A 12,576-nucleotide genomic window follows, 5' to 3' on the forward strand; every position below is an offset into this window, starting at 1 on the left:
CCGTGTCGAAGATCAGCTCGTTCATGCTGCGCTCGGTTCGAATCGGACGGTGATCGCTTTGGACACCGGCGTATTCGAGCGTGCCGCGACATGATCCAGCGGTACGAGCGGGTTGGTCTCGGGGTAGTAGGCGGCGGCGTTGCCACGCGGGGTCGGGTAGGCGACGAGGCGGAATCCTTCGACGCGGCGCTCGGTGCCGTCGGTCCATTCGGAGACCACGTCCACCAGATCACCGTCGGCGAAACCGAATTCGGTGATGTCATCCGGGTGCACCAATACCACCTTGCGGCCGCCGTGCACGCCGCGGTAGCGGTCGTCGAGGCCGTAGATGGTGGTGTTGTACTGGTCGTGGCTGCGCAGTGTTTGGAGGATGAGCCTGCCCTCGGGCACCGGTAGCCAGGTCAGTTCGTTGATCGCGAAGTTGGCTTTGCCGGTGGCGGTCCGGAACTCGCGGTGGTCGCGCGGTGGATGCGGTAGTCGGAAACCGTTGCGTTGCCTGACCTTCGCGTTGTAATCCGCGCAGCCGGGCACGACCCGGGAGATCGCGTCGCGAATGGCGTCGTAATCGCGGGCGAACCGCGCCCATGGCACCGGATGGTCCGTGCCGAACAGAGCGCGCGCGAGCTCGCAGACGATCGCGATCTCGCTGCGCAGTTCGTCGCCGACCGGCTTCAATCGTCCCGTGGACAGGTGCACCATCGACATCGAATCCTCCACCGACACCTGCTGTTTCACGCCGTCGCGCAGGTCCTCGTCGGTGCGGCCGAGGGTGGGCAGGATCAGGGCGGTCCGTCCGTGCACCACATGGCTGCGGTTGAGCTTGGTGGAGACCTGCACCGTGAGCGCGCAGCCGCGCAGCGCGGCCTCGGTCACCGCGGTGTCCGGGGTGGCGGAGACGAAGTTGCCGCCCATGCCGAAGAACACCTTCGCGCGGCCCTCCCGCATGGCGCGGATGGCCTCGACAGTGTCGAAGCCGTGCGCACGCGGACTCGTAATGCCGAACTCGCGGTCCAGTGCGTCGAGGAACTCCTCGGGCATCTTCTCCCAGATACCCATGGTGCGGTCGCCCTGGACGTTCGAATGGCCGCGGACGGGGCAGACGCCGGCGCCCGGTTTGCCGATCATTCCGCGCAGTAACAGCAGGTTGGTGGCCTCTTCGATGGTGGCGACGGCATGCGCCTGCTGGGTCAAGCCCATGGCCCAGCAAATGATGATGTTGTGTGATCGCGCGAACAGCTGGGCGGTGCGGTCGAGTTCATCTCTGCTCAGGCCGGTCGCTGCCAGCACGGTGGCGAAATCGACAGCCCGCACGTTCTTTTCGTATTCGGTGAATCCAGCGCAATGGGCGTCGACGAACTCCCGGTCGACCACCGTTCCCGGCGCGCGATCCTCCGCTTCGAACAGCAGGCGCCCGAGCGCTTGGAACAGGGCCAGGTCGCCACCGAGGCGAATCTGCAGAAAGTCGTCGGCGATCGCGACGCCGCTGGTGACACCCTTGACCGTCTGCGGGTCGCGGAAGCCGAGCAGCCCGGTCTCCGGCAGCGGGTTCACGGCTATGATCCGCGCGCCCTTCGTCTTCGCGCCTACCAGTGCGCTCAGCATGCGCGGATGGTTGGTGCCCGGGTTCTGGCCTGCGACGACGATCAGGTCCGCGGCGTCGAAGTCGTCGATCGAGACCGAGCCCTTGCCGATCCCGATCGAGCTCGACAGTGCGGCGCCGGAGGACTCGTGGCACATGTTCGAACAGTCCGGCAGGTTATTGGTGCCGAAGCAGCGCACCAGCAGCTGATAGAGGAACGCGGTTTCGTTGCTGGTGCGGCCGGAGGTGTAGAACACGGCTTCGTCCGGAGCGGCCACGGCGTGCAATTGATCCGCGATCATGCGGTAGGCGTCGTCCCAGGCGATGGGGGAGTAATGGGTGTCGCCGGGGCGCAGCGCCATCGGGTGCGTCAGTCGGCCCTGCTGGCCGAGCCAGTACCCGGATTTGTCGCTCAGATCCTCGATCGAGTGCGTGGCGAAGAACTCCGGATCGACCGTGCGCAGTGTCGCCTCCTCGGCGACCGCTTTCGCGCCGTTTTCGCAGAACTCGGCGGGCCTGCGATGGCCGGTCGGCTCCGGCCAAGCGCAGCCGGGGCAGTCGAAGCCGTGGACCTGGTTGACGCGGGCGAGGGTGCGGGCAGTGCGAATCACGCCCATCTCCTCGACCGAGCGCTTCAGCGCCACCGTCACGGCGGTGACGCCCGCGGCCTGCTCCTTGGGAGGAGTCACCGTCAGCTCGGACTCGTCGATATCCCGGATCGGCGCGTTTCGGTGCATGACGTCATTGTCCTCTCCGCACAGCCCGTGTCGGGTACCGGGACCGGCTACTCGCATGGTACGAGCGCCTCCGCTACCTACGTCGCCACCGTCGCGCCCGAGACGACTGCTCAGCCTCGCCGCCGCGCGTCCGCGATGTCGGCGACACCGGTGCGAGGGTCGTCGCCGCGATAGGTGAGGACGCGCTCGCTGATGCGGACGCGCCAACCAGGTAGGAGTTCGGTGGGGGCGGTGCCGATTCGGGTCCACTGGTCGATGCCGGGAGCAGCGATGAAGGTGCCCGAGGTGGCGGCGGCATCACGCACGTAGACCTTGCCGCCGTCGACCGACACATAGGCGTGGACCCGGGAGACGCGGCGGTCCCGCTGGATGACGATCGGAGCCGCGGTCGCCGCGCGGACCGACTCGTCAACCTGCGGACCGCGCCCGATGACATAGGGACGGTCCAGCGGATACGCGGCGCCGTTCTCCGCGACCAGCGAGCCGGCCGCTGCGTCCCCGGCCATGACCGACCGACGAATGACGTGGGTTCCACCGTTGTTCTTGTGCAGCGCTACCGGCTCGGGGCGCGCCTGCGCCGCAGGTTGTACTCGAGACCAGGCGAGCGGACTGTCCGCGGCGGGCCGGGGTGGGCGCGGCTTGGCCGGTGGGCGCGCCGATTCGGTCGGCGGGGTGGCGGGAACCGGCGCGACGGCGTCGGAAGCGCCGGTCGGCTCGGGCATCGCATCGAACCCCGATGCTGCCGTCGGTTCGGGCTCCGGCTGCGAACCGGTGGCGCGCTCGGGGGGCGACGTCCTCGCGGCGGACTCGGTGGCCTTCCCGGCCCGCCGCACCGCGGCGTGCAGAACGAAGCCGCCGCCGGGAACCGCACCCGCGCGCAGATCGGTGCGCGGCCGCGGCGTCAGCGGTGTGCCGGTATCCGCGCCGATCGTGATGCGCCGGACCGGCTCGCGCACAATCTCGTCCACCCAGGTAAAAGCCCGTGCGCCGGCCAGGTGGCGGGTGCCCTCCGCGCCCTGGATCTCGGCGGTCACCGTTCCGCGCAACAGGATCAGCATTCCGTCCGTCGTCGGCGCGACGATACCGAAGGGCGGCGGCTGCGAGGTGCTGCCGAAGATCACCGCCGCCAGGCGCTTGGCTAGCGCCGCACCAGGGTGTTCCTCGTCGGCCACAGCCTCGATGATGCCGAGTATTCGATCTGTCGAGGCGGTCTCGCCACCCAGGTAGGCGACAATCGCACCGAAGCGGGCGACCAGTCCGTCGCCTGGTGCGATACCCACGGTGGACGGATTTCTACGCACCCGCGCCCTCCTTCCCGGCGCAACTACCGGCATACCGAAGCCAGCATAGAGCGTCCACGCCGTCCGAACCCTGGCCTCGGCGCACGCCGCGGTGGGTCCGTATTTCGCACACGTTGCGGTCCGGTGGTCGAATTCCTCGCTGTCGTGCGTCTTCTCGCCATCGGACTCGACCGCGGTGAGCTGGGCTTTGTGGTCTTCGACCCATCTGAACGCAGTCCATGCGTGGTCATTCGCGACTGTGGCATCGGTCTCGGCAATGGATCTCGGTGTTCGGTCGGGCATCGTGCATGAGCCCAGTGCGCCTGAAGCCCGCCACCGTGACGAACCATCCGAGGGACCCGACTGATAACCGGCGTGTGCCGGGCAAGGAGGCGATGGAGGCATTCGGTAGAGATGGCGCGCCGGATCGCCTCGAATCCGGTGCCGTAGCACAAGCGCAGCGCGACCGAAGGGCCTGGCAGCTGTCGTTTTGACACGAACGGTGTTCGTGTCAAACGATGTTCGTCGCGGGCTATGCTCGGCTCATGAGTGAGCGGAGCGAGCGTACGCCGGGCACAGTCGCTATTGCGGTGATGACGGCCAGCGAGGTGGAACCCCGATGAGCGCAGCACCTGTCAGCCGTCGAGCCCGTCCGGCCAAAGCTCCGCTGAGCCGCGAAGTGATCATCGAGACCGGTCTGCGCATCTTGGACCGGGACGGCGCGGCGGCGCTCACGATGCGCCGCGTCGCGCAGGACTTGGATACCGGTGCGGCCTCGCTGTACGTCTACGTCGCCAACCGCGACGACCTGATGGGCGCAATGCTCGACCACGTGCTGGGCACCGTTCCCGAATCGATCGGGGCGACCTGGCGCGATCGGCTCACCGGATTGGTCGAGTCCACGGTCGAGGCGATGAGCCGCCACGAGGGGTTGGCTCTCGTCGCGCTCGGTGCGATTCCGACCAGCCCGAACGCGCTGCGCCTGGTGGAAAGGATGCTGGTGCTCCTCGCCGAGGCGGGACTGGACGACCGCACATGTTCCTGGGCGGTGGACCTGATCTACCTGCACATCACCGCGGCGGCCGCCGAGCAGAGCGCCCACAACACCAAGGACGGCACCGAGCAGGACTACGTTGCCGCCGTCGAGCAGCATTTCGCCCAACTGCCCGCCGACCGGTATCCGACGATTGTGGCCATGCGCGACACGATGCTGGCAGGCAACGGAGACGCGCGCGCAGCGTGGGGAATGCGGGTACTGCTCAACGGCATTCTCGCGACGCCGGCCGAACCACAGTGATGATCGTCCGCTGACGTGAGGTCGGCCCCGCGTCGGTCCGGAACGGAGTGGTCACCCACGTTTGCGGCGGAAGGCGTCGACACCGTTGCGCTGCATCATCGAGTATGCCGTTCGCCACCGAGAGCGCTGGGGCGCAGGCTCGGCGCCCGCCGCCATGCGGTGCAACTGATCGGTATGCCACTGTAGATCCACCGCTCCGGCGAGCGACCGAACGGTGCGCGAGCGCGAGATCGGGCCCGTGCGTACCCGTGACACCCGGGCGCTGGGCAGCTGCTCGTCCCCGGCGAGTAATGCCCGGCCGGCGTCCGGGAGCAGGCACACCGGTCGCCCGAGGCCGATGATGTCGCTGTCGCCCGTTTCCAAAGCCGCCACCATGGCCGCACGCGACCGAAATCCGCCGGTGACCGCGAGGGGGGTGGCACCGGCGTTGGCGCGGACGGTGTGGGCATACTCCAGGAAGTAGGCCTCACGTTGCTGGGCGCTTCCGAGTCGGTCGGTGGGACGGCCCATCATCGCCAGCGACTCGAAGCTTCCGCCGCTGATCTCGAGCAGGTCGATCCGCTCGATCGCCAGCCGGGCCACGACATCGCTGGATTCGTCCTCGGTGAAGCCTCCGCGTTGAAAGTCGGCGGAGTTGAGTTTCACCGAGACCGCGAACTGTGGGCCCACGGTGGCACGGACGCGCCGCACGATCTCGAGCAGGAAGCGTGCCCGCCGGGCGGGGTCACCGCCCCAGTCGTCGTCGCGGTGATTCGCCAGAGGCGACAGGAACTGCGATACCAGGTACCCGTGTGCGGCGTGGATCTGGACCCCGTCGAAACCGGCCTTCTCGGCGATCCGCGCCGTTGTCGCGAACCGGTCGATGATGTCGTGGATATCGCGCTCGGTGAGTGCGGTGGGAACCCGGAATCCGGGTATGTCGGCAGCTATCGCCGACGGGGCCACCGGCGCTTGTCGATTGACAACCGGATTGGCTTGGCGACCGGGGTGGCAGAGCTGCATCCAGATCGGCGACCCGCCGGCATGCGCTGTCTCGGCCCATCGCGTCAGTGTGGCCAGGTCCCGTTCGTCGTCGATTACGATATTGCCCGGCTCGCCGAGTTGTGCTCGATCGATCATGACATTGCCGGTGAGCAGCAGGCCGAATCCGCCTTCGCTCCAACGACGGTAGAGCCGCAGGATCCGTTGGTCCGGACTTTGTCCCAGGTCGCCGAGAACCTCGCTCAGCGCGGATTTCATCACCCGGTTGGGCAGTACCCGGCCACAGGGAAGCGACAAGGGGATCGGACAAAATCATCAGCGCACTTTAGCTGTCGGAGTCGGTATTCGTCCTCCTCGAACAGGTGGCACCCGTGCCCGTCGAGTGGCGGTGGATCGGATGCGATCCATCCGGAACACGTGCACACTGACGTCCTGAGATGAGGAGGAAGTCGTGTCCGCTCCTGCCATAGCCGGTGTCCCGGGTGGTCTACCACTGTTGGGGCACGCGTTGCAGTTTCGGAAAGATCCGCTGGGATTCTTCGGCTCCCTGCGTAAGCACGGGGATATCGTCCAGGTCAAGCTGGGGCCGCGGCGGGTGTACGTGATCAACTCCGCGACGCTGGCCCACGAGATGCTGGTCGACAAGCCGCGCAAGTTCGACAAGGGTGCGTCCATCGAGATCACCCGTGACCTGGTGGGTTACGGTCTGGCCAGCTCCGAGGGCGCGAGACATCGCCGCCACCGGCGACTGCTGCAGCCGGTGTTCCGCCGGGAACGAATCGTCGAGTACGCGCAGATCATGCGGGAGCAGATCGTCGAACAGACCGGAACGTGGAGCGAGGGGCAGGTTCTCGATGTTCGGCAGGAGATGGCCGCGTTGAGTTTCGCGGTGGCCGCCAAGACATTGGTGCGCTCCGATCACGGCAAGGAGCTGGAGCAGGAGATGCGGCTGAACATGCCGCGCATTTTCGAACTGCTGTATCAGCGGATGATCGCGCCGCTACCTGTGTTGAACAAGCTGCCGTTGGCACGCAACCGGGAATACGCGTCGTACCTGGCCCGGCTGCATCCGATAATCGACAAGCTGATCGTCGAATACCGAGCCGACGGTAACAGCCGTAACGACCTGCTGGCGTTGTTGCTCGAGGCGCGGGATTCCGAAACCGCGGGCGGGCTGTCCGACCAGGAGATCCACGACCAGATCATCACCATCATGGTAGCCGGGTCTGAGACCAACTCGGCCACCCTGACCTGGGTGTTCTACCTGTTGAGCAAGCATCCGGAAGTGGAGCGGCGGCTGCACGAGGAGGTCGATCGGGTGCTCGGTGACAGGCCCGCGGACTATGCGGATGTCCCGAACCTTGTCTATACCGCGCAGGTGATCAGTGAGGCATTGCGGTGCTACCCGCCCGCGTGGATACTCACCCGGCGGGCCAACGAAGATCTCGAACTCGGCGGTCATACGATCCCGAATGGATCGTCGGTCATGCTCTGTACGTATGCGGTGCAACGTGATCCGAGAATTTTCTCCGACCCCGATACGTTCGATCCGGACCGGTGGTCTCCGCAGCGGGCCGGAGAGATTCCGCAGAAAGCCATGTTGCACTTCGGTGCCGGTTCCCGGCGTTGCATCGGTGACGTGTTCGCGATAGTGGAGGCTACCCTGGCGGTATCGACGATCGCCGCCCGCTGGCGGCTGCGCCCCGATCCGGCTGCGACGACGGTCTTGGAGACGGTTGTCGCAGCGACCCTGATCCCCCGCAGCCTGTTGTCGACCGTGGAAAAGCGACGTTGACCTGGGGTGGCATCTCTGCCCGCCACGGCTTCCGCCGCCGTTGCGGACTCGTCAACCGGCCTGCGCTGACCGCGGACCGCACCGGTGTTCGTCCGAGCCGGATCCTCCCCATATTGGGAAACCATCCGGTCCGCATCGTCCATACACTCCTCCACAATGCATGGCCTCCACCGAAGGACTGGGGCCGGAGGTGGGCCGCCCCCGGAGTTCTCGGGTCGGCCCGATAGGAGAGGCACAGATGACTGCCGTAGAGAATGACACACAGGTGAGCGAGTTCGTGCGCGGCGACTCGGAACGGCTGGAAACGGATCTTCGGGTATTTCTCTCCGAACTGACGGTCTCGGCCTCGCAAGTGGCTGGCGCGGCCTACGGGCCGCGAGAGCTGGACACCGCACTGCGGCACTCGTTTCACGATCCGATCACCGATGCTCTCGGCTCGAAGGTGGGACAGGAGGCCCTGCGACCAGCAGGCGGTCCCGGCTACCGGCCATCGATCGTGTACTGGGTCTTCCGCAACTACCGGGGTTTCGCGAGCACCGGCGAGGCGGCTGCCGACTTGGCGGTCATCCGCCGGGTGGCGGTCGCGGTCCGAATTCTGTTGAAGGCCGCGGTCGTTCTCGACGATATCGAGGACGGTAGTGCCGTGCGATACGGCGAGCCCGCACTGCATGCCACCCACGGGGTTCCGCTTGCCCTCAACACCGGAGCCTGGATGGTGCTCGCCGCGCTGCGCCACGTGGAAACACCCGCCGTCGTGAACTACCTCGTGCGGACCGTCGAGAACGGCTTCATCGGCCAGGCGATAGATATGTCCACCCGGCTGGCCGAGGTCCGGCGCGACATCGTCGCGGCTGAGGTGAACGATCGGGTGAAGTTCTGGGAGTCGGTCGCGACGCTGAAGACTTCGACGCTGTTCCGGATGCCACTGAACGCGGCCGCGACCGCGCTGCGGGTGCCGGAGGACGAACTGACGGTTCTCGACGACGCGATGCGGCAGCTGGGCTTGGCGAGCCAGATCTTCAACGACCTCACCGACTTCGTGCCCGAGTTCGGCGGGGCCAACACCTACGAGGATTTCGACGGTCTCACCAATCGGGTATGCCTCGAACTGCTCGGGGCCGAACCCGCGTTGCCCGAACTCGGCACCGACATGGTCGGAGACCGGTTGAAGACGTTCACGCTCGGTCATTCTTCGCTCCGCGAGACGATCATCGAACTCGCCGCACAGGCGGTCGACCTCAAGGAAGATGCCAAGAGCCGGATTCACGAACTGTGCCGATCGACGGACAGCGCAACGTATTTCGACATGACGATCGATCGCAAGGGTCACGTGATCGACCGGCTGTATGCCGCGGTTCGCGCATGATCATGCAGCGGCTTCGCGCCGAAACCCGGGCATGGCATGACGCACTGGAAGCAACGCCCTTCAGTCTGGAACTTCTGAGCCGAACATTGTTACTCGGCCGATATGTGGGCCAGCTCAGGGCTTACCGCATCATCCTCGACGCCCTGGAGACCCGGCTGGCCGGCTCGGACGACCCGATCGTGACCGCGGTGTGGCGTGCCGACCTCGCGAAAGTGCCTCTGCTGGACCAGGATCTGGCATTCTTCGACACCGTGCCCGCCGATGACATCGCGGCCACGGCAATCACCGTGGCGGACCGGTTCGCGGGGGTGATCTCCGACCGCATGACGAAGGCCCCCGTCTCGTTGCTGGGGTTCCTGTACGTCATGGAAGGTTCCACGATGGGCGGACTGGAGCTCACACCACATGTCCGGGCGACATTCGGACTGGTTGACGGTCGTGGGCTCACCTACTACAGCAGCGGTGACCGACAACGCTGGACAGCCTTCGCCACGCGGATGGATGAAGCCGTTGTCGACGAACCCCTGCAGCAACTGGTGCTGGAGTCGGCGGACAAGGGCTACCGGGCGATAGCAGACACGCTCGGCGCACTGTCTCGTCCGGATCGCGAATCGACGCCTGGTGAGTAAGTAGCCTCGATCGATAAGGGTCGCGAGGGGCTAACCCTCGAAGGAGGTGTCGCGTCGGGCCGGAGTGGGCGCGCCCCGGTTCCTCGTCGGCTCGGGGCAGTGGGCGGAAACTCGCTGGCCCGGTCGCGACCGCCGGCGCACAATTGCCCGATGATCCGCCCAGCGACGACCCATGACCTTCCAGCGCTCCAGGACATCGAGCGCGCCGCCGGCGCGCCGTTTGCGGAGGTCGGAATGGCAGCCGTGGCCGACGACGAGCCGCCCGCACTGGACATGCTGCGTGAGTTCCAGCGGGCCGGGCGCGCCTGGGTCTGGGCCGACGACGCCGACCACCCGATCGGCTACCTGATTGTGGGCGTGGTCGACGGCGTCGCCCACATCGACCAGGTCTCGGTGCGCCCCGATTACGCAGGGCAGCGGATCGGCAAGCGCCTCATCGACCAGGCCGTGCGGTGGGCCGAAACCGAGGGAATGGTGGCGATCACACTGACCACGTTCACCGAGGTCGCCTGGAACGGGCCGTATTACGAGCGACTCGGCTTCCGCTACCTGCCGGTGCACGAGGAGACGCCCGGCCTGCGGGCGCTGCGCGCGGCCGAACGCGCCCACGGCCTCGACCGATGGCCGCGCGCGTGCATGCGCGCGGAACTCGCCACATGGTCGATGGACCGACCCGAGCGCGGGTGCGTCGAAAACAGGCTCTAGGAGATCGGCGCGAGCGCCGCCGCCGCGGCCGGGGCGGCGGCTGCCCGGTCCTCGGCGACCAGACCGATGCGGGTGCGCCGATCCAACAGATCATCGGCGTCCAGCGCGCCCTCATGCGATACCGCGAACGCGAATTCGGCGCCGATCACATCCATGCCGGGTGCCACCGGTTCGGCAAGCGCGGGATCGCGGCGCGCCGCGGCCAGGACAGTGGCCGCCTCGCTGCCGTAGCGTTCGATCAGCACCGGCGGGGCGCCGATACGATCGCGCGCCGCTCCGGAGACCGCGCCGACCAGCGGAATTCGCCGAGTGTGGCACGGCCTCGCAGTGAGTCCGCCGTACGCGACCGCCGCGTCGACCGCGTCCTGCGCCATCCGCCGATAGGTGGTGAGCTTGCCGCCGACAATCGTGACGACACCGGTGGGCGAGCGCAGCACCGCGTGCTTGCGGGAGATGTCGGCCGTGCTGTCGTCGGCGGTCTGGAGTAACGGGCGCAGGCCCGCGTACGATCCGCGAATATCGCTGCGAGTCAACGGTTCTCGCAGCACCTGGTTGATGGTATCGAGCAGGAAGTCGATTTCGGCGTCGGTAGGCTCGGGCTCGTCGGGAACGGGCCCCGGCGCGTCCTCGTCGGTCAGGCCCAGGTAGACCCGGTCGTGCGCGGCGGGGAAGGCGAAGACGAACCGGCTGGTGCTGCCGGGCACCGGCACGGTCAGCGAGGCGTTGAGGCCACCGAAGGACGCGGCGGTGAAGACCAGGTGAGTGCCGCGGCTCGGGCGCAACTCGATGCTCGGATCGACCTGGTCGGCCCATACGCCGGTGGCGTTCACCACGGTGCGCGGCCGCAACTCGACGGTCTCGCCGGTCAGAGTGTCGCGCAGAGTCGCCGACTTTCCGGTCACGTCGAGGGCTTCCGCGCGGGTCAGCACCGTCGCGCCTTGCGCCGCGGCGGTGCGCGCCAGGGCGACCACCAGGCGCGCGTCATCGACGAGCTGCCCGTCCCACGACTGCAACCCGCCGCGCAACCCGTCGCGGCGCACGGTCGGCGCGAGCCGCAACACCTCGGCGGCGGAGACGCGGCGTGATCGGGGCAGGATCGCGGCGGGCGTTCCTGCGCCGCGCCGCAGCACGTCACCGGCCAGGAAACCCGCGCGCACGAACGCGCTCTGCGCGGGGCCGAAGCTGGGGATCAGCGGCACCAGCTGCGGTAACGGACGCACCAGATGCGGTGCCGTGGTGGCGATCAGGATGCCGCGTTCCACCGCGCTCTCGTGGGCGAGGCCGACCCGGCCGCCGGCCAGGTAACGCAGCCCGCCGTGGATGAGCTTGGAACTCCAGCGGCTGGTGCCGAAGGCCAGATCGTGGCGTTCCACCAGGACGGTCCGCAGTCCGCGGGCCGCGGCGTCGAGCGCGGTGCCCGCGCCGGTGGCGCCGCCGCCGATCACCAGGATGTCGATCTCGGCGCCGTCGCCGAGCCGCCGCATATCCGCGGCGCGGCGGTCGGCGTTCAGCGCGGAGTCTCCGGTGCGCACCCAATTCGTGGTCATAGCAATGCCTTTCCGATCGAGTAGGGTGCCGCGGTGCTCATCGCGGCTGGTTCCGGCCGTCGCCCAGATAGCCGTCGATCGCGAGACGGAGCTCGGTGTCGAGGTCCTCGCCCGCGAGGATCGGCGCGACGGTGCCCGCCGACTGCACCGCGGACTGAGCGATCAGCAGCACCATGGTCGCCATCCTGTCCGGATCGCCCTCGCGGATGGAGCCGTCGTGCCTGCCCTCGCGGATGCCCGCGGCGAACAGCTCGATCAGCGCCCGCTGGTTGCGGCCGAGCCTGCCGAACACATAGGTGAGCATCAGATCGGTGTCGGTGCGGAAGATCTTGCCGAACAACGGATTCGACCGGATCTTCGCCGCGCCCGCGACCACGCCTTCGACCAGTCTGGCGCGCGCCGTGCCCGCGGACGGCATGGTCGACGCGACGATGCCGCGTAGCTCGCGCACCAGCAGTTCGGCCACCAGTGAGCCGGTGTCCGGCCAGCGGCGGTAGACGGTGGGCCTGCTGACGCCCGCCCGGCGCGCCACCTCCGTGAGCGTGGTGCGGCGCACGCCGAACTCCTGCACGCAGGCGCGGGCCGCGTCGAGGATCGCGAGGTCGGTGGCGGAGAGCGTGTTCTCGGCGTCGTCGGTGGTCTCATCGGGAGCGGTCAAGG

General features: G+C 67.6%; 10 protein-coding genes. 5 read left to right on the forward strand and 5 right to left on the reverse strand.

The window, feature by feature from the left end:
• Positions 1-21: 21 nt before the first annotated feature.
• Together OH799_RS31840 and OH799_RS31845 are read right to left on the reverse strand one after the other, a co-directional pair.
• A complete protein-coding gene (locus OH799_RS31840; protein WP_406271916.1) occupies positions 22-2,316 on the reverse strand; it encodes an FdhF/YdeP family oxidoreductase in 2,295 nt (764 codons plus the stop codon).
• Positions 2,317-2,426: 110 nt separating this feature from the next.
• Complete coding sequence (locus OH799_RS31845; protein WP_406271919.1) at positions 2,427-3,617, reverse strand: FHA domain-containing protein; 1,191 nt, start codon at positions 3,615-3,617, stop codon at positions 2,427-2,429.
• Positions 3,618-4,215: 598 nt separating this feature from the next.
• On the opposite strand from OH799_RS31845, the gene OH799_RS31850 reads away from it, so the two are divergent.
• Entirely contained in the window at positions 4,216-4,893 is a 678-nt protein-coding gene (locus OH799_RS31850) for a TetR/AcrR family transcriptional regulator (RefSeq protein WP_406271922.1), read from the forward strand.
• A gap of 51 nt (positions 4,894-4,944) precedes the next feature.
• On the opposite strand, the gene OH799_RS31855 is transcribed toward OH799_RS31850, so the two are convergent.
• Positions 4,945-6,132: an NADH:flavin oxidoreductase/NADH oxidase family protein gene (locus OH799_RS31855; RefSeq protein WP_406271925.1), complete on the reverse strand. Its 1,188-nt coding sequence runs from the start codon at positions 6,130-6,132 to the stop codon at positions 4,945-4,947.
• 193 nt (positions 6,133-6,325) lie between these two features.
• On the opposite strand from OH799_RS31855, the gene OH799_RS31860 reads away from it, so the two are divergent.
• The 4 genes from OH799_RS31860 (at position 6,326) to OH799_RS31875 (ending at position 10,369) form a co-directional block, all read left to right on the forward strand.
• Positions 6,326-7,669, forward strand: coding sequence for a cytochrome P450 (locus OH799_RS31860; RefSeq protein ID WP_406271927.1), 1,344 nt, complete (start codon positions 6,326-6,328; stop codon positions 7,667-7,669).
• A 238-nt stretch (positions 7,670-7,907) separates the two neighbouring features.
• Positions 7,908-9,035 (forward strand): polyprenyl synthetase family protein, encoded by a 1,128-nt coding sequence (locus OH799_RS31865; protein WP_406271931.1) that lies wholly within the window; start codon positions 7,908-7,910, stop codon positions 9,033-9,035.
• Positions 9,032-9,664: a biliverdin-producing heme oxygenase gene (locus tag OH799_RS31870; RefSeq protein ID WP_406271934.1), complete on the forward strand. Its 633-nt coding sequence runs from the start codon at positions 9,032-9,034 to the stop codon at positions 9,662-9,664. The genes OH799_RS31865 and OH799_RS31870 overlap by 4 nt, the downstream gene beginning before the upstream one ends.
• A gap of 150 nt (positions 9,665-9,814) precedes the next feature.
• Positions 9,815-10,369, forward strand: coding sequence for a GNAT family N-acetyltransferase (locus OH799_RS31875; protein WP_406271937.1), 555 nt, complete (start codon positions 9,815-9,817; stop codon positions 10,367-10,369).
• On the opposite strand, the gene OH799_RS31880 is transcribed toward OH799_RS31875, so the two are convergent.
• Positions 10,366-11,916 (reverse strand): glycerol-3-phosphate dehydrogenase/oxidase, encoded by a 1,551-nt coding sequence (locus OH799_RS31880; RefSeq protein WP_406271940.1) that lies wholly within the window; start codon positions 11,914-11,916, stop codon positions 10,366-10,368. The two genes, OH799_RS31875 and OH799_RS31880, sit on opposite strands and share 4 nt — an antisense overlap.
• A 37-nt stretch (positions 11,917-11,953) precedes the next feature.
• Complete coding sequence (locus OH799_RS31885) at positions 11,954-12,574, reverse strand: TetR/AcrR family transcriptional regulator (RefSeq protein ID WP_406271943.1); 621 nt, start codon at positions 12,572-12,574, stop codon at positions 11,954-11,956.
• Positions 12,575-12,576 lie beyond the last annotated feature (2 nt).

The organism is Nocardia sp. NBC_00881 (assembly GCF_045207455.1).
Taxonomy (GTDB): Bacteria; Actinomycetota; Actinomycetes; order Mycobacteriales; family Mycobacteriaceae; genus Nocardia.

Bases quoted from the DNA above. Each gene is read 5' to 3' on its own strand.
- OH799_RS31840 (WP_406271916.1), bottom strand. From the start codon at position 2,316: ATGCACCGAAACGCGCCGATCCGGGATATCGACGAGTCCGAGCTGACG.
- OH799_RS31850 (WP_406271922.1), top strand. From the start codon at position 4,216: ATGAGCGCAGCACCTGTCAGCCGTCGAGCCCGTCCGGCCAAAGCTCCG.
- OH799_RS31855 (WP_406271925.1), bottom strand. From the start codon at position 6,132: ATGAAATCCGCGCTGAGCGAGGTTCTCGGCGACCTGGGACAAAGTCCG.
- OH799_RS31865 (WP_406271931.1), top strand. From the start codon at position 7,908: ATGACTGCCGTAGAGAATGACACACAGGTGAGCGAGTTCGTGCGCGGC.
- OH799_RS31870 (WP_406271934.1), top strand. From the start codon at position 9,032: ATGATCATGCAGCGGCTTCGCGCCGAAACCCGGGCATGGCATGACGCA.
- OH799_RS31875 (WP_406271937.1), top strand. From the start codon at position 9,815: ATGATCCGCCCAGCGACGACCCATGACCTTCCAGCGCTCCAGGACATC.
- OH799_RS31880 (WP_406271940.1), bottom strand. From the start codon at position 11,916: ATGACCACGAATTGGGTGCGCACCGGAGACTCCGCGCTGAACGCCGAC.